At 69.6% G+C, this 21,752-nt stretch carries 19 protein-coding genes and 1 pseudogene; 13 read left to right on the top strand and 7 right to left on the bottom strand.

The annotated features are described in order from the left end of the window. Positions 1-330 (top strand): annotated as a pseudogene (locus ACGFZQ_RS50005) (esterase); the annotation flags it as partial. 148 nt (positions 331-478) lie between these two features. Here ACGFZQ_RS50005 and ACGFZQ_RS50000 read toward each other — a convergent pair. Next, positions 479-1,207, bottom strand: coding sequence for a DAPG hydrolase family protein (locus tag ACGFZQ_RS50000; RefSeq protein WP_393846164.1), 729 nt, complete (start codon positions 1,205-1,207; stop codon positions 479-481). Positions 1,208-1,482: 275 nt separating this feature from the next. On the opposite strand from ACGFZQ_RS50000, the gene ACGFZQ_RS49995 reads away from it, so the two are divergent. Next, positions 1,483-1,986, top strand: a complete 504-nt coding sequence (locus tag ACGFZQ_RS49995; protein ID WP_393846166.1) for a MarR family winged helix-turn-helix transcriptional regulator — start codon at positions 1,483-1,485, stop codon at positions 1,984-1,986. Between the two features lie 550 nt (positions 1,987-2,536). Here the strand turns inward: ACGFZQ_RS49995 and ACGFZQ_RS49990 are convergent. Next, positions 2,537-3,961 (bottom strand): hypothetical protein, encoded by a 1,425-nt coding sequence (locus ACGFZQ_RS49990; protein WP_393846163.1) that lies wholly within the window; start codon positions 3,959-3,961, stop codon positions 2,537-2,539. Positions 3,962-4,210: 249 nt separating this feature from the next. Between ACGFZQ_RS49990 and ACGFZQ_RS49985 the strand changes: the two genes are divergently transcribed. Beyond that, positions 4,211-5,599 (top strand): hypothetical protein, encoded by a 1,389-nt coding sequence (locus tag ACGFZQ_RS49985; RefSeq protein WP_393846162.1) that lies wholly within the window; start codon positions 4,211-4,213, stop codon positions 5,597-5,599. A 282-nt stretch (positions 5,600-5,881) separates the two neighbouring features. Here ACGFZQ_RS49985 and ACGFZQ_RS49980 read toward each other — a convergent pair whose 3' ends face one another. From ACGFZQ_RS49980 to ACGFZQ_RS49970, 3 genes are all read right to left on the bottom strand, one after another. Then, on the bottom strand, positions 5,882-7,240 hold the full coding sequence (locus ACGFZQ_RS49980) for an MFS transporter (RefSeq protein ID WP_393846161.1): 1,359 nt from the start codon (positions 7,238-7,240) through the stop codon (positions 5,882-5,884). 63 nt (positions 7,241-7,303) lie between these two features. Further along, positions 7,304-8,251, bottom strand: coding sequence for an amidohydrolase family protein (locus ACGFZQ_RS49975; RefSeq protein WP_393846160.1), 948 nt, complete (start codon positions 8,249-8,251; stop codon positions 7,304-7,306). Between the two features lie 5 nt (positions 8,252-8,256). Further along, positions 8,257-9,282 (bottom strand): amidohydrolase family protein, encoded by a 1,026-nt coding sequence (locus tag ACGFZQ_RS49970; protein ID WP_393846159.1) that lies wholly within the window; start codon positions 9,280-9,282, stop codon positions 8,257-8,259. A gap of 166 nt (positions 9,283-9,448) precedes the next feature. On the opposite strand from ACGFZQ_RS49970, the gene ACGFZQ_RS49965 reads away from it, so the two are divergent. From ACGFZQ_RS49965 to ACGFZQ_RS49955, 3 genes are all read left to right on the top strand, one after another. Continuing rightward, positions 9,449-10,108: a response regulator transcription factor gene (locus ACGFZQ_RS49965; RefSeq protein ID WP_393846158.1), complete on the top strand. Its 660-nt coding sequence runs from the start codon at positions 9,449-9,451 to the stop codon at positions 10,106-10,108. Between the two features lie 9 nt (positions 10,109-10,117). Next, entirely contained in the window at positions 10,118-11,548 is a 1,431-nt protein-coding gene (locus tag ACGFZQ_RS49960; RefSeq protein WP_393846157.1) for a sensor histidine kinase, read from the top strand. 112 nt (positions 11,549-11,660) lie between these two features. Further along, on the top strand, positions 11,661-12,659 hold the full coding sequence (locus ACGFZQ_RS49955; RefSeq protein ID WP_393846156.1) for a TAXI family TRAP transporter solute-binding subunit: 999 nt from the start codon (positions 11,661-11,663) through the stop codon (positions 12,657-12,659). 164 nt (positions 12,660-12,823) lie between these two features. On the opposite strand, the gene ACGFZQ_RS49950 is transcribed toward ACGFZQ_RS49955, so the two are convergent. Beyond that, positions 12,824-13,891, bottom strand: a complete 1,068-nt coding sequence (locus ACGFZQ_RS49950) for a D-2-hydroxyacid dehydrogenase (protein ID WP_393846155.1) — start codon at positions 13,889-13,891, stop codon at positions 12,824-12,826. After that, the gene (locus ACGFZQ_RS49945; protein WP_393846154.1) at positions 13,891-14,526 is read right to left on the bottom strand and encodes an RraA family protein; all 636 of its coding nucleotides are present in this window, start codon (positions 14,524-14,526) and stop codon (positions 13,891-13,893) included. Before ACGFZQ_RS49945 ends, ACGFZQ_RS49950 begins: the two co-directional genes overlap by 1 nt. Before the next feature lie 460 nt (positions 14,527-14,986). On the opposite strand from ACGFZQ_RS49945, the gene ACGFZQ_RS49940 reads away from it, so the two are divergent. The 7 genes from ACGFZQ_RS49940 (at position 14,987) to ACGFZQ_RS49910 (ending at position 21,664) form a co-directional block, all read left to right on the top strand. Then, entirely contained in the window at positions 14,987-16,342 is a 1,356-nt protein-coding gene (locus tag ACGFZQ_RS49940; protein WP_393846153.1) for an MFS transporter, read from the top strand. Between the two features lie 30 nt (positions 16,343-16,372). Further along, positions 16,373-17,185: a 5-oxoprolinase subunit PxpA gene (locus tag ACGFZQ_RS49935; RefSeq protein ID WP_393846152.1), complete on the top strand. Its 813-nt coding sequence runs from the start codon at positions 16,373-16,375 to the stop codon at positions 17,183-17,185. 23 nt (positions 17,186-17,208) lie between these two features. After that, positions 17,209-17,949 (top strand): allophanate hydrolase subunit 1, encoded by a 741-nt coding sequence (locus ACGFZQ_RS49930; protein WP_393846151.1) that lies wholly within the window; start codon positions 17,209-17,211, stop codon positions 17,947-17,949. Beyond that, on the top strand, positions 17,946-18,974 hold the full coding sequence (locus ACGFZQ_RS49925; protein ID WP_393846150.1) for a biotin-dependent carboxyltransferase family protein: 1,029 nt from the start codon (positions 17,946-17,948) through the stop codon (positions 18,972-18,974). The genes ACGFZQ_RS49930 and ACGFZQ_RS49925 overlap by 4 nt, the downstream gene beginning before the upstream one ends. A gap of 64 nt (positions 18,975-19,038) precedes the next feature. After that, a complete protein-coding gene (locus ACGFZQ_RS49920; RefSeq protein ID WP_393846149.1) occupies positions 19,039-19,836 on the top strand; it encodes an SDR family oxidoreductase in 798 nt (265 codons plus the stop codon). 38 nt (positions 19,837-19,874) lie between these two features. After that, positions 19,875-21,044, top strand: coding sequence for a pyridoxal phosphate-dependent aminotransferase (locus ACGFZQ_RS49915; RefSeq protein WP_393846148.1), 1,170 nt, complete (start codon positions 19,875-19,877; stop codon positions 21,042-21,044). A gap of 32 nt (positions 21,045-21,076) precedes the next feature. Then, entirely contained in the window at positions 21,077-21,664 is a 588-nt protein-coding gene (locus tag ACGFZQ_RS49910; RefSeq protein WP_393846147.1) for a TetR/AcrR family transcriptional regulator, read from the top strand. Positions 21,665-21,752 lie beyond the last annotated feature (88 nt).

Genomic DNA, 21,752 nt, shown 5'->3' with positions numbered 1-21,752 from the left:
GCGTACGACAGCGACTTCGCCAAGAAGGACAGCGTCGGCAAGGACATGGCCTGGCGGGCCGACGCGTACAACCCCCTGTACTTCCTCTCGCCCGCGTTCGCCGGCTACCGGCGGTCGCAGGTGGCGCGGCACTGGCGCATCCGCACCGGCATCATGCAGGGCGACACGGCCAACACCACCGAGATCAACCTCCAGTTGGCCCTGCAGAACTACGGCATCCGCGACGTCGACTTCGCCACGGTGTGGGCCGAGGCACACACCAGGGCCGAGCGCACCGGCGACTCGACGACGAACTTCATCAGCTGGGTGGAGTCCGTCGTCAAGAAGTGATCATCAGTTCGGACAGTCCGGGCGCCTGACCGACGAGCCTCGATCAGGCGCCCGGCATCGGAGCGGAGACGCTCTCGGCAGCACAACCTCTCGCACTGCCAAGTCCAAGGTCACCAGGGCGATTCTGTCAGGAGTTCCAAGGCGGGCGTCAGCGGCCCCACTGAAAGATGCGCATCGCGAAGTCGCAGGTCACGGGCCTGATGCGAAGGACGAGTTTGATACTCGCGCGTTCATGCACCGCGAATCCTGCGGCTGCCCGCCTGCCGAGTCCTGTGTGCGACATCCCGCGAGTTCCCCTGGGTCTGGATGAGACCCTGCGCCCCTGGCCGGCAGACTCCATCTCGTTCTGGAGGTGCGGAGCCCGGTGATGGAAGTTCGGGATTCCTGAAGGGTGCTCGGCCTGTCTGAACGATCCGCGGGCCCGACTGAAGACGCGGCTTCGCAGTACGGCCTGCCTCTGGGGGGAGATGCCGTCGGTCCTGTCCTTGCCGTTGATGTAGCCGTGGTCCCAGTGGTCCGCCTGGTTCCAGATCTTGTACCGGATGTTGCCCTGGTTCGGCGGCGTGCTCTTCGAATGGACGTTGATCCCGTGGAAGTACCAGCGGAGCATCGCCGGGGTGCAGCCCGGATAGGTCGTGTAGACGGCGAGGTAACCGGTGCCGTCCTCGCGCATGCAGTAGCCGTACTCCGTGTCCTGGTACCCGGTCGGCTGTAGGACGTCCAGCCAGTTCTCCGGCTTGGTCGCTCGACTCGGGTCCATCGGCATCGACTCTATGAGCTGCCGCTGAAGGGGCCCGACGCGATGCAACGGGAGATCCCAGTACTTCACCAGCGGCAGCCGACGCTCCTCGGGGCTCAGCTCTCGCCGCTTGGTCACGATCAGAGGATTCTGCTCTGTGGTCAATTTGCCCTCCGCTCTCGATTGCGTGCCATGGCGGTAACACTGATGCTTCGGGTTGCCAAACTATCTACTTCGGGAACCCGAATAATATTGTCCTGTCGAGGAGTTCGGCGCTCGCGCGTTGGCTGTGACCAATGATTGAGGTGGTGACACGAGAGGGGTCACAGATCCACTTCGATCGGCCGAACTAGATACTTCGGCTGCCGAATGATGGGGTCGCACGTAAGGCCAGGAGTCGACCAGAGGTGCGTATGACCGACCCGAATGACGCCGATGCCCCGGTGCGTACCGAGGCACGGTTCGCCGAGGTGTTGCGGGACCTCTGGCGTGCCGTGACACGGGCGACGCGGTCCATGGCGCACCTGCCGACGCTGCCGCCCACGCATGCGGCGGCGGTGCGGGCGTTGCTGGCGTCGGAAGGCCTCACCCCGACGCAACTCGCGGCCGAGCTGCGGCTGTCGCGCCCTACGATCAGTGAGTTGATCCGCAGGCTGGAGGACGACGGCCTGGTCGTGCGTATGCCTTCGACGACCGACGGCCGTTCGGTCGTACTGATTCCCACCAAGCGCGCCGCCTACGTATACGAGGCGTTCCGTCACGGGGTGGTCGACGTCGTCGCCGACGCGTTCGGCCGCCTGTCGGACGAGGAGACAGGACAGCTCCTGTCGAACATCCCGGCGCTCACTCGTCTACTTGAGTACGTCGAGGAAGTCGCCGACACCGCGGAAGCCGAAGCGGACGATCGCACGGCCTGACCGCGGTCCACGTCGGACGGCGCGGACCGGGCATCGCCCCCTTCGCGTGCAGTCCACGGTCAGACGGGGGCGGCACGTGAAGGCCGGCCGGGCTCCCGGTGTCATCTCGTCCCGGGCCTGGGACCGTAGCGGTTGCCCGGCGGATTGACGGGTCTTCGAGGGTGGGCGGTGCGCGGGGACGCTCGGTGCCAGGGGGAGGCGCGGAAGTGTGACACTCCGCGCCGGAGCGTCATACTTCCGCGAGGGAGGTTCCCTCCCGCAGGCACCGACAAAGGACCGCGACGCTCAACGTCGCAGATCCGGACTGACGCGGATCCGGCAGTGCCGGGCCGGCGGTCCGCGGCGTCGCGCCGGACCCCGTACCGTTCGCAGGCAGTCGAGTCTTCGCCGAAATGCGGAACCGGCGGCGGAAGGGCTTCCGGCGTCCGCAGCTACGGTCGGTACCGCCGACAGCCTGGCGCCACCTCATGGCGTCAGTTCTTGTATGTCCGCCGCGAGTGAGAAGAAGTTCCTGTGCCCCGGCGGTCGGACGCCGGGGCACAGGAATGGGCTACAGGGACTGGCGGAAGACCCACTCGCGCATGCCGGGGATGGTGTACGCGTACTTCCAGGTGCCCATGTGCTCCGAGCCGGCGTCACCGCTGGAGCCGGCGACCGTGCCCTTGAGGAACGTCGTGTACTGGACCGGGGCCTTCTGCGCCTCGACCGCACGTACGGCGGCGGCGAACTCGCCCTGGGTGGACTGCGCGTCCCAGCCCGACGCCGTGGCCACCTTCGTGCCCTCGGCCTTGACGACCTGCATGATCGCGTTCTCACCGGGGAACGCCTTCGTGTCACCTTCGGAGACGTGCACCCACATCTTCTTCGTGGCCAGCGGTGCGGCCTGCTCGGCCGGCCACTGTCCCGCGACGACGAACAGCGCCGCGAAGACGTCGGTGTAGCGGATGCCGAAGCCCAGCGACATCATGGCGCCCATCGACTGCCCGGTCGTGTACCGACGCTTCGCGTCGATGCCGTACTTCGCGGTGATGTCCTCGACCAGGTTGATGGTGGCGTCGAACAGTGCCGTCGGGTTGTAGTCGTCCTCGACCACCACCGACTGGTACTGCGGCGCCAGCACGAAGCACTCGCGCCTGGCCTGGTCCTCCGGGGCGGCCCAGCACACCGCGCCCAGCCCCTGCACCAGCGGGCCCAGCACCGGAGCCCCGACCACGCTCGCGTCATGCATGAACAGCACCAGCGGATACCGCTTGTGCGGGTCGTAGTCACGCGGGACGAACAGGTTGTACTCGAGGGTCTGCCCGGTCTTCGGGTCGTCGAAGGTGAACTGGCGGAACTCGTCGACGATCAGGTTGACGACCTTGTCGGTGGTCAACGTCGTGCTGCTCGCCGCGTAGTTGTGCCCGTCGGTGGTGTGGACGGCTCCCACCTGGGTCAGTGTGGCCGATGCCGTCAGGATGGTCGGCCCGCCGCTTTGTGTGCCGCCCGTCGAACTCGACGGGCTGGGTTCCGCGGTGGCGCTGGGCGACGCGGTCGGCGATGCCGATGCCGTGACGCTGGGCGAGGCGGACGGTGAGCCTGCCCCTCCGCCTCCGCCCGCCTGGCCTCCCCACAGGGCCGCGCCCGCGTCGGCGGTCGACAGTTCGATGACGACGAAGCGACCGTCCCTGCCGTGGTCGGCCAGGCCTGCGGTCCGGTTCGCATAGACCTTGGTGATCGTGCGGCTGTCGACCTTGTACGCCGACGTCGACAACTGCGCGTCGCTGATGTCCCGGTCGTATTCGACGGCCACCGCCACGAACTTCTGGCCGTCGCCGTAGACCTGTGTGATCGCGGTGACGCTGTGGACGTGCCCGTGCCCGGCACCTCCCGAGGAGTGTTCTTCCGTGACTGCGGAGGCACGGAAAGCGGCGCCTCCCGCCACCGCGAGTCCGGCTCCAAGAGATCCTCCGATGAATGCACGCCTGCTGGTCAAGACTGGCTCCCTCGATGTCATTGTTTCGCGGTCGACGGTCCCGTGAACACGATGCCAACGACCTTTTCCTTTTTTGAATCGGGGCGTCAAGGTGCCTGACGTTATGAGAGGGCTGTGAATTCCGGCTGCCGTATGCTCATGCGCGATTCGCGAAAGCTGAGATTGCGGCCCATGCATTGCTGGGACCGGAATTCACTGTGATGCTTCGCCGGAAACAGCTTGGACCCTGACGTGTTGCGGAGGTCTGTAATGTTGGAACGGCAAGAGGGCTGGATCGAAAGCGCTGGCGCTTCCGGAGAGCTGAGTCGGCGGACCGTCGTGGCCGCCGGGGCGGTCGGCGCGCTCGCGGCGAGCGCCCTCGGCGGTGCCACCTCCGCCCAGGCCGCCACGAACGCGGCGAGCGGGCTGAAGGTCGGTGTCGGCAAGGCCGCGTTCACGCCCGCCGCCTCGCTGCTGCCGCTGGACAAGTTCACCGCCGTGCACGACGACCTCAACGTCCGTGTCCTGCTGGTGGAGTCCGGCTCCCGCCGTATCGCCCTGGCCGTGCTGGACCTGACCTCGATCAGCGCGGAGGCGATCGCGCTGATGCGGGACGCCATTACCGCGGCCTCGGGCGTGGCCACCGCGAACATCATGGTCACCGTCACGCACTGCTTCTCCGCGCCGCACGTGCAGGCGAGTTCGTCCTCGGTGGGCGCCGCCGCGTACGTGCAGAACATCGTCGCCGCCACCAAGTCCGCGGTCGTCGACGCCGTCAAGAACCTCCAGGACGCCGAGGTCGGCTACGGCAGCGGCCGCTCCGACGTCAACGTCAACCGCAACGTGTCCACCGCGGACGGCTACTGGCTCGGCGTGAACGAGCAACTCCCGTCGGACAAGGGCGTGTACGTCGCCCGCTTCAACGACCTCGACGGCAACCCGATCGCCGTCCTGACCAACTACAACGTGCAGTCCTGCGTGATGCAGGACTCGGTCATGGCCGACGGCGCCCTGCCGATCACCGCCGACCTCGCCGGCGCGGCCGTGGCGCACGTCGAGACCCAGTACCCCGGCGCGGTCGGCTTCTGGCTGGTCGGCGCGTGCGGGGACCAGTTCCCGGCCTACCGCTCGAAGCGGTACACGATCGACAAGGACAAGGGCTGGACCTACGGCGTCGATCTGCACGACGCCGGGTTCGCGCTGCTGACCGCGCAGGGCGAGCGGCTCGGGAACGAGATCGTGCGGGTGGCGCAGGGGATCACCAAGTACGAGAGCGGCAAGCAGGTCGTGGTGCGGCTGGTCACCGACGACATCACCACGACCCAGGTCATGGGCCCCCAGGCCAGCGCGCCCACCAAGACCGTCACCTTCACCCCCGCCGGTACCGCCCAGGTGCCGATCTGGGTCTTCCAGGTCGGCAAGGGCGTCTTCGCGGGTGTGGAGCCGGAGTTGTCCACCACGACCGCGACCGCGATCCGCGAGAACTCGTCCTTTTCCAGCACGTTCGTCATGTCGATGTTCGAGGGCGGCGCAAAGAACATGCCCGACAAATGGAATTTCGACCACGTCACCTATGAGGCGGTCGACGGTTTCTACATCAAGGGCACGGCGGAGAAGGCGGCCTCTCGCATCGGGCGCATCATCAAGTCCCTGAACTGAGTCCGACCCCACGAGCGGGTCCTCGACGCCTGGACGGAACCTGATCTCGTACACCGACCGGTGTTCCTGGGCCCGTCCAGCCACATCGCGCAGGTCACTCACGGCTGTCACCCACGGCCTACAGCAGGCCCGTCCGTGGCTGTGCGCGGCGCGTTCCCACCCGTGCGAATCGCTTTCTCCTCCCGCCTCTCGAAGGCTCCGTCGCGATCGCACATGCCGATCCGCATGGTTGCCGGGTGACCACCGGTACGGCGGTCACCACGTCGGTCCCCTCCGCGCGTGTCAGGCAGGGACGCTCACCCGTTGCCGCTCCGCCTCGGCGAGGCGGACCGAGCGCGTCCGGGTGCCGAAGACGGCCAGGACGATCGCGCCGACCAGCCAGGTGCCGGCGATGAAGTAGAAGACGCTCTGGTAGCCGTGGCCGTTGTAGAGCGCGGCGACGATCAGGGGGCCGGCGGCGTTGGACAGGCGGCCGAGGCCATAGGAGACGCCGGTGCCGAGTGAGCGGCTGCGGGTGTCGAAGAGTTCGGGGGAGTAGGCGTAGGCGAGGGCGGTGTAGCCGCGTTCGAAGAGGTTCACCAGGAAGCCGAACACGACGATGAGGAGCGGGTCGAAGGTGAGGCCGTACAGCAGGCCGCAGACCGCGATCACCGTGCCGAAGGCGACCAGGCACCACTTGCGCTCGAACCGGTCGGTGACCAGGGAGGCCAGGTAGCAGCCGAGCGGTGCGCCGACGGTGGTCAGGGCCACGTAGAAGACGGACTTCTCGACGCTGAAACCCTCCTTGGCCAGCAGGGTGGGTGCCCAGCTGGAGTAGCCGAAGAAGCCGATGGTCTGCGTCATCCACAGCACGGTGAGCAGCAGTGTCGGGAGCAGGTACTTCTTCTGCAGGAGCAGCCGCAGCGGTGCCTTCGTCGACGGTGTTCGGTCGACCGGGGGAGCGGGCTCGGGAAGGGGGCCCTGCTCCGCGGCGACGCTCGCCTCGATCTCCCTCAGGACCGCGTCCGCCCTGGCGTGCTCGCCCCTGCTCTCGAGCCAGCGGGGTGATTCCTTGAGGCGCCGGGTGAACAGGACGAGCAGGATGCCCAGGGAGCCCCAGAGGTAGACGAGCCGCCACGACCAGTCGTTGAGCGGTACGACCGCGCTGGCGATGAGGTTGGTGACGGGGGTGCCGCAGATGCCGATGGCTATAGCGTACGCCTGGTACTTGCCGCGGGTCGCCGACGGGTACATCTCGTTGACGTAGATGACCCCCACGACGGTCATCGCCGACAGCCCCGCCGAGGTCAGGACGCGGAACACGCCGAGGGACGCGAGGTCCCAGGAGAACACCGCCGCGAACGAGGAGATGCCGAAGAAGAGGGTCGTCCACAGCAGGGCCCGTTTGCGGCCCCACCGGTCGGCGATGGATCCGGCGACGATCGCCCCGACGAACATGCCGACGAACGACAGCGAGGTGACGTAGGCGACCTGGTCGACCGTCAGGCCCCACAGTTTGATCAGTTTCGGTGCGGTGGTGGCGAAGCTGTTGATGTCCGCGAACTCGAAGAAGTAGGCGAAGGCGACGGCGAGCAGAGTGACTTTGTGGAACCGGGAGATCGGCAGCCTGTCCAGCCGGTTCAGCGCGTTGGAGTGTTGCATAGCGGCCCTTGTCGAAGTCGGGAGTGGATCTCTCAGGGTGGGGAATTTGGGGCTTTGGGGACGTCAGAAGCTCTCGCCGGGCCAGTAGAGGCCCATCGGGTTGGCGACGAGGAGCTTGTGCCGCTGTTCGTCGGTGACCGCGACCTGCGCCACGTGGTCGACCAGGAGTCCGTCGTCGGGCATGTGGTCGGTGAGGTTGGGGTGTGGCCAGTCGGTGCCCCACAGCACCCGGTCGGGGAACTCCGCCACGACGCGGCGGCCGAAGGGGACGACATCGGTGTAGGCGTGCTGTTCGCCGTCCAGCGCTGCGGGTCCGGTCACACTGAGGCGCTCGGGGCAGGTCACCTTCACCCACACGTCGTTGTCCTCGACGAAGCGCAGGAACCGGGTGAACTGCGGCCCGTCCACCGGCCGGCTCACATCCGGACGCCCCATGTGGTCCACCACCAGAGGGGTGGGCAACGAACCGAAGAATCCCTCCAGTTCGGGCAGGTCGGCGCTCTCGAAGTAGAGGACGATGTGCCAGCCCAGCGGGGCTACCTTCTTGGCGATCGTCCGCAGGTCGTCCTCGGGCGAGGCGTCCACCAGACGCCGTACGAAGTTGAAGCGCACTCCGCGCACGCCGGCCGCGTCGAGTGCGAGCAGTTCGCTCTCGCCGATGTCCGGGCGGACGGTCGCGATGCCGCGCGCCCTGCCGTCGGCCGCCCGGACGGCGTCGACCATGGCGCTGTTGTCGGCGCCGTGGCAGGTGGCCTGCACGATGACGTTGCGGGTGACGCCCAGGTGGTCGCGGAGCGCGAACAGGTCGTCCTTGCCGCCGTCGCAGGGCGTGTACTTGCGCTCCGGCGCGAAGGGGAACTCGGCCTGCGGGCCGAAGACATGGCAGTGGGTGTCGACGGTTCCCGGCGGCAGCCGGAACGTCGGCTCGGACGGGTTCCGGTACCAGTCCAGCCAGCCGGGGGTCTTGGGGGAGAGGGGAGTCCGGCGGGTTTCGGGGGAGAGGGTGTTCATGTGTCTCACCGGCCCTGGTGCTTCAGCAGGGCGTCCAGGCGGGGGTACACGGCGCGGGCGTTGTGCTCCTGGATCGCCGCCAGGTCGTCCGCGGGCAGCTTCGCGGCGTCCACGTAGCGGCGGGTGTCGTCGAAGTGGTGGCCGGTGCACGGGTCGATGTCGCGGACGGCGCCGATCATCTCCGAGGCGAAGAGAATGTTGCGGGCCGGGATGACGTCGTAAAGGAGGTCGGAGCCGGCCTGGTGGTAGACGCAGGTGTCGAAGTAGACGTTGCCCAGGACGTGTTCTTCGAGCGGGGGTTTCCCGAGTGCCATCGCGAGGCCCCGGAAGCGGCCCCAATGGTAGGGGACCGCGCCGCCGCCGTGCGGGATGACGAAGCGCAGGGTGGGGAAGTCCGCGAACAGGTCGCCCTGGACGAGCTGCATGAACGCCGTGGTGTCGGCGTTGAGGTAGTGGGCGCCGGTGGTGTGGAAGGCGGGGTTGACGCTCGTGCTGACGTGGATCATCGCGGGGATGTCGTACTCGACCATCTTCTCGTAGATCGGGTACCACGAACGGTCGGTGAGTGGTGGTGCGGTCCACCGGCCGCCTGAGGGGTCGGGGTTGAGGTTGACTGCGACGGCGCCCAACTCCTCGACGCAGCGGGTGAGTTCCGGAACACAGGTGGTGGGGTCGACGCCGGGGGACTGCGGGAGCATTGCGGCGGGCACGAAGCGCTCCGGGTACAACCGGCTGACCCGGAAGCAGAGTTCGTTGCAGATGGCCGCCCAGGCGGCGGAGGTGTCGAAATCGCCGATGTGGTGGGCCATGAAGGACGCGCGGGGTGAGAAGACGGTGAGGTCGATGCCGCGTTCGTCCATGAGGCGCAACTGGTTCGGCTCGATGGTCTCGCGCAGCTCGTCGTCGCTGATCCGCAGGTCCGCGCGGGCGGGCGCGGCCGACGGATCGGTGAGGGAGGCGATCTGCTTGGTGCGCCATGCCTCCAGGGCCGGCGGGGCGGTCGTGTAGTGACCGTGACAGTCGATGATCATTACGGCGTCCTTCTCGGGCTGCTGGGTGCCGTGCAGCCTGGCTCCGCCCGTACCGGCAGGCGAGAGGCCCGAACACAGAACTAACCTCCCCTTAACATTCCGGGGGTCGTCCGGTCCGTGTGGTTTACATTCGGACACGGAGCGAGGCTGAAGGGAGGTGGGCAGAGTGCAGATACTGCTGGCCGAGGACGACGACGGGGTCGCGGCAGCGCTGGTCGAGGTCCTCTACGACCACGGTCACGTCGTCCGGCGGGTCCGGCACGGCCGGGACGTCCTGACCTACCACCGCAGCGCCGACCTGCTGCTTCTCGACCTGGGCCTGCCCGACGCCGACGGCCTGGACGTGCTGCGCACCCTGCGGGCGGTGAGCGACATGTCCGTGGTGATCCTCACGGCGCGCGGCGACGAGCGCTCGGTCGTCCGCGGACTGCGGCTCGGGGCCGACGACTACCTGGTCAAGCCGGTACGGCTCGCCGAGCTGCTCGCGCGGATCGACACCGTCACCCGGCGCAGCGCGGCAAAGGACACCTCCGCTGTGCGGACGGTCCGGGTCGGTGACGTCGAGGTGGACCTCGACGCGCGCCGGGTCCGGGTCGGCGGGGCGGAGGTCGAGCTGACCGCCAAGGAGTTCGCCGTCCTCGCCGTGCTGGCAGGCCGGGCTGGGACCGCGGTCAGCCGCCAGCAGCTCCTGGACGAGGTGTGGGGCGACGCCTTCCACGCCGTGTCCCGCTCCCTCGATGTCCACCTCACCCAGCTGCGCGCCAAGCTGGGCCGCCCCGCACTGCTCACGACGATCCGCGGCTTCGGCTACCGCTTCGGGGACTGAGGGGCCGGCGTGCGTACCCGGGTGCAGGCCGCGCTGCTGGCGTTCGCCGTGCTCGCGGTGGCCGCGTTCGCCGTACCGCTGCTGCTGTTCACCGCATCCGACCGCACCCAGCAGCTGGTCCTCGCCCGCAACGCCGACCTCGACCGTTTCGCGTCCCTCATGGACCAGGCCGCACAGACCGGCGACACCTCCGCGGTCACCGCCGAGGCACGGCGCTACACCCAACTGTACGGAGAACCGCTCGTCGTCACCGACACGCGCCGCAGCCCCGTCGTCCAGACCGGCGGCATGCGAGCCTCCGACCCCGCCGTCGCCCGGCTCCTCGACGCGGCGCTGCGCAACCAGACCGCGCATCCCACGGGTCCGCTGCGCCCCTGGTCACGGGGGTATCGGATGTTCGCCGAGCCCGCCGGCACCGGGACCCGGGTCTCCGGAGCCGTCGTGCTGCGGGCCTCGGTCGGGACCGCGGCGGAGGACATCACCTGGCGCTGGGCCGCCGTCCTCGCGGGGACCGCCCTGGTCGCCGTCGCCTGCACGGTCCTCGCCCGGGCCGCGACGGGCTGGGTGGTCAGCCCGCTGCGCCGGCTCGACCGCGCGGTCGGACAACTCGCCGCGGGACTCCCGCCCGAGCAGACCCGGGCCGGCGGCCCGCCCGAACTGCGCCAGCTCGCGACCGGCTTCAACCGCATGGCGCGTACGGTCACGGCGGCCCTGGAGCAGCAGCGCAGGCTCGTCGCCGACACCTCCCACCAGATGCGCAATCCCATGGCGGCGCTACGGCTGCGTGTCGACGCCCTGCACACCCACTTGCCCGCGTCCGCCGACCGCACGTACACGGGGGTCACCACCGAACTCGACCGACTGGAGACCCTGCTCGACGACATGCTGGCCCTGGCCACCGCGGAACACCGGGCCGGGGAGCTGACCGTGACCGACGGCTCGGACGCCCACTGCGACGCGACGGCGGTCGCGGCCGCCCAGGGTCGGCTGTGGGAGCCGGTCGCCCGCCGCGCCGGCACCAGCCTCACCTTCCAGCCGGCCGCGGCCCATGTCATGGCCGCCTGCACGGACCGCGAACTCGCCCAGATCACGGACATCCTCCTGGACAACGCCATCAAGTACGCGGGCCGGGGAGCCGAGATCTCGCTGCGCTGCGGCGTCGAGGGCGCCCTCGCGGTTGTCACGGTGACGGACGACGGACCGGGCCTGGATCCGGAGGAGCTCGCCCTGGCCACCACGAGGTTCTGGCGCTCGGGTCGGCAACGACAGGGCGGGACAGCGGGTACGGGCCTGGGGTTGGCCATCGTCGAACAGTTGCTGGCGGGACGGGGCGGCAGACTGGAGCTGGCGACGGCGCGACCGCGGGGGCTTCGGGCCAGGGCGGTCATACCGCGCGCGGCGACCGACGGAGCCGACGGCCGCGTCGGTGGTGTGCGGTGAACGGCCGCGTCGGCGCTCGTCGGTCGTCGCGCGGGCGGCTCGCTCCCGCTCCCGCCTCCGCTCCCGCCGTCGGCGAGGCCACCGCCCCGTGGGATCCGCACGGTGGTCCGTCATGACCCGTCCCTGCCCCGTCGACCGCCGCACCGTTCTCCATGCCGCCCTCGGCACGGCGGCCGCCGCCGTCCTCGGGGGTGCGCTCACCGGCGACGCCTCCCGGCAGCGTCCCGGGCCGAGCGGTGTCCTGCGCTTCGCGACCGGCGAGCCCACGGCGTTCTACGAGGCTTTCGGCCACCTCCTTGCCGCCGAACTCACGGCGGCGTACCCCCGTCTGAGCTGCCGCGTCCGCACCACCGCGGGCAGCGCCATCAACATCGAACTGCTCCGCGACCGCCGCGCCGACCTCGCGCTCGTCCTCACCGACACCGCACGGGCCGCCCAGGGCAGCACCCTCTTCCCGCACCCGGTGCCCCTGCGCGCGATCGGCAGGGTGTACGAGACCTACCTCCAGTTCGTCGTCCGCGCCGACTCGCCGGTGCGTGCCGTGTCCGACCTGGCCGGACACGTCGTCTCACTCGGTGCGGCCGGATCGGGCGCGGCCGTGATCGGCGAACGGATCCTGCACGCCGCGGGTCTTTCCCCCGGCACCGACGTCCCCGTGCGCCATCTCCCGCTCGCGGACGCGGCCGACGCGATGCGGGCGGGCTCGGTCGACGCTCTGCTCGTCGCCGGCGGTGTGCCCCTGCCCACCCTCTCGGACCTCGACGAGCGTCCCGGCCTACGGTTCCTGCCGCTGGCCGGTCTGCTGCCCCGGCTCGGCGGCCCGGGCGGCCTGGCCGGCTCGGGCCTGGAAGAGGTGTCCTTGCCGCAGGGCGCGTACCGGGCGGCGGGCGGCGTCGCCACCATCGGAGTCTCCAACCTGCTGGTGTGCCGCCCCGACCTGCCCCGCGGCGTGGCCGGGGCGCTCACCCGGCTGCTGGTCCTCCGCGCGACCGCACTCGTTCCCCACAACGCCGTCGGCACCCAGTTCCTCGACGTCCGCAGCCTCATCGGCACGGGTGCGATCGCCCTGCATCCCGGGGCGGTCGCGGCGTACCGCTCGCTGCACGGCTGAGCCCCGGGCGGGTTACCCCGCTCGTGGCACGTCACCGCACGCGGCAACCGGGTTGACCGGGCACAACGTCCACGAGGTCGCCCGAGGCGCTTGTGCCGTCCGGCAGTCGTGCACCAAGAGACGCCGTGTCTCACCCCGCACAGGCGCCCCTGCCGCGCGCCCGGTCAGTAGAACGCGACTGTGTCGACTTCGTTGAGCAGGCGTTCGCCATCCAGGAGTCGGGTGGCGTTGGTGGCGAAGAGTTCGGCGATGAGGCGGTCCTCTCCGGCGCTGAGCGCGGCGGTGTGGGGGCTCACGAGCACGTTCTCGTGTTCCCAGAGCGGGCTGTGGACCGACAGGGGTTCCGTCTCGAAGACGTCGAGCGCGGCGAAGCCGACCCGGCCGCAGGCGAGGGCGTCCAGCAGGGCGGCTTCGTCGATGACGCTGCCGCGGTCGACGTTCACGACGGCTGCGCCGGGGCGGAGGGCGTCGGAGAACCGCTTGCCGAGCAGATGCTCGGTCGCCGAGGTGCCGGGGAGCGTGTTCACGACGGCGTCCACCGTCGGTGCCACGTCGACGAGACGGGAGGGATGTACGACGTCACGAACCCCCGGGACGTCGGCGTCGTGTCTGCTCGTGCCGATCACCGTCGCACCCAGCGCGTGCAGTTTCCGGGCGACGACCCGGCCGATGCCGCCGAGGCCGAGCAGAAGAGCGGTCTGCTCGTTGACCTGCTTCATCACCCAACGGCCGCTCCACTCGCGGCTTCGCTGCTGGCGGTGCAGACGGGGGAGGCCCTTGGCTCCGGCGAGCACGCCGAAGAGAGCGAACTCGGCGAGAGGTTCCCCGTGCACACCGGCAGAGGTGGTGAACCACACCCGGTCGAGTTCTTCGGCGCCAAGGCGCGCGGCCTTGACCTGGGCGCCGCCGCCGGCGGCCATCGTGTGCACCCAGCGCAGCCGCTTGTTGGAGCGGACCGCTCGTGCTAGCGCGGAGGGGGCCAGATCGGGGACGCCGTAGAGCGCGTGGGCCGAGTCGATGGCCGCCTCGTACGCGCGTTGCTGTCGTGGTGTGCGTTGCCAGGCGGGATCGCCGGCGAAGTCGACGGGCCACCGCATCGGCGGAAGGAGTGTGTGGTCGACGACGAGATCGATCCGTGGTTCCAGCACCGTGAGCCGTGCGCAGTTGTCCTCGGACAGCGGTGCGGCAACCGCCACCCGGAGCCGGCCTGCTGTGTGGCGTCGCGTGCCCATCAGGCGAGCCGGCTCCGCAGCGCCTCGACCTCGGCGTCCAGACCGGCCTCGCGGGCGACGATCTCCTTGACCGCCGTGAGCGCTTCGTCCGCGCGGTGCGGCGGGATGACGATCACGCCGTCCTCGTCGGCGGCGACGATGTCGCCGGGGTTCACCACGACACCGCCGATGGCGACCGCTTCACCGATCGTCCCCGGCCCGTTCTTGAAGGGACCGGCGGGCGTGAGTCCGCGGGCGAAGACGGGTATGCCGAGCTTCTCGATGATCGCGCGGTCACGCACGTAGCCGTCGACGACCGCACCCGCGGCGCCGAAGACCGCGAACCGCTGGGCGAGGTTGTCACCGATGATGGCGCGGCCGTCGTAGCCGAGGGCGTTGATGACGAGGATGTCGCCGGGGCGGATGTGGTCGAGCGCGGCGATCACGGCCTTGTTGTCGCCCGCGACGGTGAAGACGGGGAGCGCGGTGCCGACGGCCCTGGCCCCGTTCCAGATCGGTGCGATGCCCCCGTCGACGATGTTCAGACGGTCGAGGGCGTCGCCGAGGTTGGCGACCGAGTGCTCGCGGAACTGTTCGAGCAGTTGCGCGTCGACGCGCTCCCAGGTGTCGTGCACGCGCACGTTGTCGTGGGCCATCAAGCTCTCCTTCTGGTGGTTCGGGGGAGAAGCGGGGGTGGGCTGCCCATCGGGTGGGAAAATGCGAAAACTTTCGCGCTTTGCGAAGGTTAGCCTGCATCCATCCGCGCCGTGAGACAAGAGTCGGCGGGTGCCGTGGCGCCCTCTGTCCGCACCAGACCCTGGTGATCGCACGGGAAGCGCGCTGGAAGCACATGTTTAACGTGGGGGCAACTTCAAGCCTTGACCGACCTGGAGTGCGAATCTATTCTCATTCGAGATTCAAGTCTCAACTTGTCCCCGGCGTTGTTCAGCGGCTCCCACGGCAGACCACCACCGGGCGGGTTCGCGGGCCGGCCGCCGCAGGTGTCCGGCTCGGCCGGACCCATCGGCACATGGGGCGACCACCCGCAGCGACCACCTTCAGCGCACGACTGTTAGGACACCGTTCCCCGGAGTCCGCGACACCGAAAGTGAACGCATGACAATGTCAGATGGGCTCGACACCACGACAGACCCGCTCGACATGACTCCGGTCGATGTCGTCACCGCGAACGGCAAGGTCGTCCGCAAAGCCACCGTCGCCGGCGCGATCGGCTCCTTCGTCGAGTGGTACGACTACGGCATCTACGGCCTGCTCGCCACCTATCTCGCGATCAACATCATGGGCGAAGGGGGAGCCGGAGGCGTCTTCCTCACCAACGTCGGCTTCCTGGTCAGCTTCGCCGCCCGGCCGTTCGGCAGCTTCATCTGCGGCTACCTCGGTGACCGGCTCGGGCGCAAGAAGCTCCTGGCCGCCCTTCTGGTGCTCATCTCCGGCGCCACGGCGGCGATCGGCCTCATCCCCTCCCACGCCGCCATCGGCGTCGCCGCACCCGTCCTCCTGGTCGCGCTGCGCGTGCTCCAGGGCTTCTCGGCCGGCGGTGAGGTCGCGGGCGCCATGTCCTTCGTCGGCGAGTACGCCCCGGACGCCCGCCGCAACTTCACGATGAGCTTCATAGCGGTCGGCTCGTTCGTCGCCCTCATGTTCGGCAGCGCGTTCTCCGCCGTCCTCATCACGGCCCTCGGTGACGACGCGATGACCTCCTGGGCCTGGCGGGTCCCGTTCCTGCTCGCCGTCCCGCTCGGCTACGTCGGCTTCTACATCCGCAGCCAACTGGAGGAGACCCCGCACTTCACGGCGCTCCGCGAGCAGAACACCGTCGCGCGCAACCCGCTGAAGGAGAGCCTGACCTCGCCGCGGCATCTGAAGGCGATCGCCCTCACGATCTTCCTTCCCGCGCTCAACGGACCGGGCTACTACCTGCTGTTCGTCTACATGCCGACCTACCTGAAGACCTCACTGGGGACGCACAACTTCTCGATGCTGCGGGCGCTGACCGTCACGGCGTTCAGTCTGGTCGCCATCGTGATCTGTATCCCCCTCATGGCGAGGCTGTCGGACCGGATCGGCCGCAAACCCGTGCTCGCCCTCTCCGCCGTCGCGATGGCCGTGGTCTCCTATCCGATGTTCCTGCTCATCACCACCGGCCGGTTCGGGCTCGCGTGTATCGGTACGGTGGTTCTGGCGATCGCGTTCTCCGGTCACGCCGCGGTGATCCACACCGCGCTCGCCGAGATGTTCCCGACCAGCGTGCGCTACTCCGCCTACAGCGTCGGGTTCAGCATCTCGACGATCATCTTCGGCGGCAGTGCCCCCCTGCTGATGACCGAGCTGATCGACTCGACCGGATCCAACCTGATCCCGGCCTTCTTCTCGATCATCACGGCCGTGATCACCCTGGTCTCCATCGCGTTCCTGCGCGAGACCAAGGGCCGCCCCCTCGCAGCCAGCTGAACCGCACCAACCCCACCCCCGGGAGACACCATGGGAATCAACTCGGTAGCCGTCGTCGCCGACCTCGGAGAGAGCTTCGGCAACTACACGATCGGCGACGACGGGGCGCTCCTCGGCCTCGTCACCGCGTCGAACATCGCCTGCGGCTTCCACGCCGGTGACCCGCGCATCATGGACCGGACCGTCGCTGACTGCGTCGCTCGCGGCATCGAACTCGGCGCGCACCCCGGATACCCCGACCTCGTGGGGTTCGGCCGCCGGCTCATCGAGGCGTCGGAGGAGGAGATCCGCACCGACGTCCTCTATCAGCTCGGGGCGCTCGACGCCTTCGCGCGCGTGCACGGCGGCACGATCAGCCATGTGGCGCCCCACGGCCGCATGGGCTCGATCGCCCAGACCGACGCCAAGCACGCCCGCGCCATAACGGACGCGATCGCCGCGTACAACACCGACTACGTCGTCATCTGTCAGCGCGGCCTGCTCGCCGAGGAATCGCGCAAGCGCGGACTCGAGGTCGGTTACGTGTTCCTGGCCGACCGTGGATACGGCGACGACGGCATGCCCGTCGCGCGCTCGCACGAAGGCGGCCTCATCTACGACCCCGAGCTCATCGGCCGGCGCTCCGTCCAGGTCGTACAGGAGGGCACGGTGCGCTCCGTCAACGGCAACGTGGTGCCTCTCGGCCATGACGCCGACGTGCTCCTCCTGCACGGTGACCACCCCACCGTCCTGGCGAACGGCACCGCTCTGCGTTCCGCACTCGACGCGGCGGACGTCCGTGTCACGGGCCTGCGGGAGGTCCTGGCGGCGAAGGCGAAGGCGGAGCCGGCGCTCGCCCGTTGAGGCGACGAGCGGCGATCCAGACGATGAACACAGCGCAGTTCGTCACCATCACCGTCGAGCCCTTCGGGGACTCGGCGGTGATGGTGACCATTCCCCATCCCGACCAGGCGGTCCGCAGAACCGGGATCGTCGCCTTCCGCGACCGGTTCCTCGCGCACCGCCCCCACGGCGTGCTCGATGTCGTCTCGGGTCTGGAGTCCCTGCTCATCGAGTTCGACCCGCTCCGGACCGCGCTCCAGCATGTGGAGTACGCGGCGCGACTGCTGGCGCGGGAGGCGGCATCAGCACCGGCCCACGATCCGGGCCGGCCACGCGCGGCGCGCGAGTTCGCCGTCCCGGTCGTCTTCGACGACGAGAGCGGCCCCGATCTGGCGTCCGTCGCCGAGGAAGTGGGCCTGGCCCCTGCCGAAGTGGTCGCGGCGATCGCGGAGTCCACCTTCACGATCGCTCTGCTGGGCGCGGCGATGGCCCCGATGATGGACGGCCTCAGGGTGCCCAGACCGGTGCGCCGGCGCGCGGAGCCGCGTACGGACGTCGCCCCCGGGGCGGTCATGATCGCCGGCACCAACGCGATCATCCAGCCGTTCCCCGGCCCGACCGGCTGGCGGGTGGTGGGGTGCACGCCGCACACCATCGTCGACATCTCCCGCCCGGACCCCGTCTCGTTCGCCACCGGCGACCTCGTGCGGTTCGTCCCCGTCACGCGGGACGAGGCGGCGGCGCTGGATGCCAGCTTTCTGCTGCCGGTGGGGGTGCCCGCATGAAGACGGTGATGAAGACAGCGATGAAGAAGGTGACGCTCGACATCACCTCGACCGGGTGGATCACGACGTTCCAGGACCTCGGCCGCAGCGACACGGAACGGCGTGGTGTCCCCACCGGCGGTGCGGCGGACCAGCACTCCGCCGCCGTCGCGAACATCCTCGTGGGCAACCCCCGCGGCGCGACGCTGATCGAGAACCTCGGCGGCGAACTCGCGCTCGTCCCCGACGCCGACGTCCTGCTCGCCGTGACCGGCGCGCCCGCCGACGTCACCGTCGGCGGCTCACCGGCCGCCACCTGGTCGCCGCTCCTGGTGTCGGCGGGCCATGAGGTCCGGGTCCGGGCCGACATGGACCGGGGAACCCGCACCTATCTGGCTGTGAACGGCGCGTTCGCCGCCGAGACCCTCCTCGGCAGCGCGGCCCCGGACGCCCGGATGGGGTTCGGGCAGGTGATCGCCCCCGGGGCGAGGGTGTTGCTGGAGACGGAGTTCCGGGGCTTCCGGCGCGGGTTCTTCGACCCGCCGTTGTTCAGGCTTCCCGTCCCCGTCGCGGACTTCGGGGAGGGCCCCTGGGTCGTCGACGTCGTCGAGAGTCATGGGATCCACTCGATCCCCGGCATTCGGGAGCTGATCGAGGAGGCGACGTACGTCGTCACCGCCCGCTCCAACCACGTCGGGCTGCGGCTCGACGGGCCGGTGCTCCACCCGGAGACCGACACCGAGATCGTCTCGCACGGGGTTCCCGTCGGTGCGCTGCAGATTCCGCACGCGGACGAGCTCATCGTGCTCGGCAGGTACCGCAGCCTGACGGCGGGGTATCCGATCGTCGGGGTCGCCTCGCGGGCGTCCCTCCCGCTGCTCGGGCAGGCCGGACCGGGGCGGCAGCTGCGGTTCCGGTGGATCGACCGGGAGAGCTCGCTCCGCCTGATCGCTCGCCGCGAGGCGGAGATGCGCGGACTCGAACACGCGGTCGCGGGGGCGTTCGGCACACTCGGCTTCGTGGCGCCCTTGTCCCACGCTAGTTGAGAATATATTCTCATTTGGTGTTCGGGTATCAGATCAATCGCTCAGGGGGACAGGTGGAGGAACGGTGACGACGTTGGCCGGCAGGACCGCGCTCATCACAGGAGCCGGCAGCGGGATGGGACGCGAGACCGCACGGCTGCTCGCCCGGGACGGCGCCGCCGTCGTGCTCCTCGGCCGCAGGCAGAAGGCACTCGACGACGTCGAGGCGGCGGTCCGCGCCGACGGCGGAACCGCCCTCGCCCTCGCGGCGGACATCACCCGCCCGGACGATGTGACGCGGGTCCTCGACCGGGTGCACGCCGAACTCGGCCCGGTCGACATCCTGATCAACAACGCGGGAAGCGCGTCGTCGGTGCTCAACCCGCAGTGGCTGCCGCACGACGAGTGGCGCCAGGTCCTCGACGTGAACCTCACGGCGGTCTTCCAGCTCACCCAGGCCGTCCTGCCCGACATGCTCGACCGGGGCACCGGGACGATCGTCACCGTCTCGTCGCTCGCCGCCGTCAACCCCAACCTGCTCGGCGGCGCCGCCTACGGCGCGGCCAAGGCCGGGGTGCGCAACTTCATGACCTTCCTGCACAACACATTCCGCAACCAGGGCCTGCGGGCGATCACCGTCCTGCCCGGCGAGGCGGACACCCCCATCCTCGACAACCGGGCGCGGCCCCCGGCGCCCGAGGAACGCGCCGGAATGGTGCAACCCGAGGACGTGGCCGAGGCCATCCGCCTCGCCGTCACCCTTCCCCAGCGGGTCGTCCTCCAGGAGATCGTCGTCGCCCCGACCCGGCAGCGCGACACCTCCGCCGACCTCGAGATCAGCCGCTGGGCGGGCGCACCCGCCGACGCCGTACCGCAGGCCTGACCACCCCGCTTCCAGCACCTCGCTTCCAGGAGGAGCGCATGCCGCCCACCGTCACCACGCACCAGCCCCGGTTCGCCACCGCCGAAGCCGTCGCCCGGATCGCCGCGGCCTCCCGCCGGACACAGCAACCGCAGTCCCGAGGCGACCTCGTCTCCCTCGCGATGGGCGAGCCCGACTTCGACACGCCCCAGCAGGTCACCGAGGCGGCCGACGCGTCGCTGCGCGCCGGACGTACCCACTACTCACCGCTGCTCGGCGAACCGGCGCTGCGCGAGGCACTCGCCGAGAAGCTCACCGGCGTCGCAGGGACACCCGTTTCCGCCGCCGACGTCCTGATCACCCAGGGCGGAACCGCAGGCCTCGCCGCCTCGATCCTCGCCATCGTCGACCCCGGCGACAAGGTGGTCATCCCGGACCCCACCTACTCCCTCTACGCCGACCTGGTCAGCATGGCCGGAGGCATCGTCGTCCCCGTCCCGGTCGCCGCCGACCTGCACTGGGACCTCGACCGGCTGGCCGACGCCCTCGTCGGCGCGAAGCTCTTCGTCTTCTGCAACCCGAGCAACCCGACCGGGATCGTGCACAGCCGCGCCGAACTCGACGCGCTCGCGGACCTGCTCGACGGCACGTCCACGATTCTCATCTCCGACGAGGCGTACGCCGACCTCGACTACACCGGCCGCCCCTTCACCTCGGCGATCTCGCTCGACGGACTGCGCGACCGTACGGTCTACTGCCAGACCTTCTCCAAGAGTTACGCGATGACCGGCTGGCGCGTGGGCTACCTCTGGGGCCCAACACCCCTCATCCAGGCGTCCGCACGCATCCACAACACGTTCAACGGCTCCGTCAACACGGTCGTCCAGGACGCCGCGCTCGTAGCCGTCCAGACCTGCGACGACGACATAGCCCGGATGCGTGCAGCGTACGAGCGGCGTGGCGAGATCATGCGTACGGAACTCGCCGCGATCCCCGGCCTCACCCTCAGCGCGCCGGAAGGAGCCTTCTACCAGTTCCCGCGCTACGACCTGGACCTGCCCGCCGTGGACGTCGTCGCGGCACTGCGCGCACAGGGCGTCGCCGTCCGGCCGGGAAGCGAGTTCGGCGCCCAGGGCGAGGGGCATCTCAGGCTGTCGTACGCTGCCGGCGCGGAAGCCATCACCGAGGGCGTCCGCCGAATGGCTCTCGGCCTCGCGGCCCTTCGATGAGCAACGTCCGCACACAACGGGGGAGTCGACCCATGCGCAGTGACACGGAGCGCAACCGCAGGCACCTCATCAAGGCCGCCGCGCTCTTGTTCGAGAACTCGCCCACGCCCGTGAGCCTGGCCGAGATCGCCAGGCACGCCGAGGTGTCCACCGCGACGGCATACCGGCACTTCTCCTCCGTCGAGGAGATCCTGCACGCCTTCCGGGCCCAAGTCGGCTCCGAACTACGCGACTTCAGCGCACGGCAGACCACCCGGGGCATGGCGAGGCTCGACGCGGTCTCCCGCTACTGGGTGTCGCTCGTCCTCGAACACGGCGGCGCGATGGCACAGATGCGCTCGCACCGCGGATACATCGAGCGCCTGCGCGAGAACACCGGCTACCTCGCCCCGCAGGCCGAGGCACTCAGCGAGCCACTGCGGCAGACCACCGAGGATCTCGGCCTCGGCGACCTCGGCGACGAAGCCCTGTTTCTGTGGAACCTCCTGTTCGACCCTCGCGACATCCTCGATCTCATCAAGAGCGGACGCACCGAGGACGAGGCCGCCACCCGCCTGGTGGCCGCGCTGCGCGGCGCCCTCGTCGGGTGGTCCGCAGCGGAGCTGCAAAGGCGTGAGTGAGCAACTGTTGCCCATCCGACCTTGAGAGATGCGCATCGGACGGGAGCCCGAACGGGTTCGTGGCGGGCTGCTCCGGGTATCCGGACGG

This window comes from Streptomyces sp. NPDC048254 (assembly GCF_043201895.1).
Taxonomy (GTDB): domain Bacteria; phylum Actinomycetota; class Actinomycetes; order Streptomycetales; family Streptomycetaceae; genus Streptomyces.
The sequence above is the reverse complement of the archived record's forward strand: the minus strand, read 5'-3'. Positions and strand labels throughout refer to the sequence as shown.

Bases quoted from the DNA above. Each gene is read 5' to 3' on its own strand.
- ACGFZQ_RS49985 (WP_393846162.1), top strand. From the start codon at position 4,211: ATGTTGGAACGGCAAGAGGGCTGGATCGAAAGCGCTGGCGCTTCCGGA.
- ACGFZQ_RS49950 (WP_393846155.1), bottom strand. From the start codon at position 13,891: ATGGGCACGCGACGCCACACAGCAGGCCGGCTCCGGGTGGCGGTTGCC.
- ACGFZQ_RS49910 (WP_393846147.1), top strand. From the start codon at position 21,077: ATGCGCAGTGACACGGAGCGCAACCGCAGGCACCTCATCAAGGCCGCC.
- ACGFZQ_RS49925 (WP_393846150.1), top strand. From the start codon at position 17,946: ATGAAGACGGTGATGAAGACAGCGATGAAGAAGGTGACGCTCGACATC.
- ACGFZQ_RS49945 (WP_393846154.1), bottom strand. From the start codon at position 14,526: ATGGCCCACGACAACGTGCGCGTGCACGACACCTGGGAGCGCGTCGAC.
- ACGFZQ_RS49995 (WP_393846166.1), top strand. From the start codon at position 1,483: ATGACCGACCCGAATGACGCCGATGCCCCGGTGCGTACCGAGGCACGG.
- ACGFZQ_RS49955 (WP_393846156.1), top strand. From the start codon at position 11,661: ATGACCCGTCCCTGCCCCGTCGACCGCCGCACCGTTCTCCATGCCGCC.
- ACGFZQ_RS49930 (WP_393846151.1), top strand. From the start codon at position 17,209: ATGAACACAGCGCAGTTCGTCACCATCACCGTCGAGCCCTTCGGGGAC.
- ACGFZQ_RS49970 (WP_393846159.1), bottom strand. From the start codon at position 9,282: ATGATCATCGACTGTCACGGTCACTACACGACCGCCCCGCCGGCCCTG.
- ACGFZQ_RS49980 (WP_393846161.1), bottom strand. From the start codon at position 7,240: ATGCAACACTCCAACGCGCTGAACCGGCTGGACAGGCTGCCGATCTCC.
- ACGFZQ_RS49940 (WP_393846153.1), top strand. From the start codon at position 14,987: ATGACAATGTCAGATGGGCTCGACACCACGACAGACCCGCTCGACATG.
- ACGFZQ_RS49935 (WP_393846152.1), top strand. From the start codon at position 16,373: ATGGGAATCAACTCGGTAGCCGTCGTCGCCGACCTCGGAGAGAGCTTC.
- ACGFZQ_RS49975 (WP_393846160.1), bottom strand. From the start codon at position 8,251: ATGAACACCCTCTCCCCCGAAACCCGCCGGACTCCCCTCTCCCCCAAG.
- ACGFZQ_RS49915 (WP_393846148.1), top strand. From the start codon at position 19,875: ATGCCGCCCACCGTCACCACGCACCAGCCCCGGTTCGCCACCGCCGAA.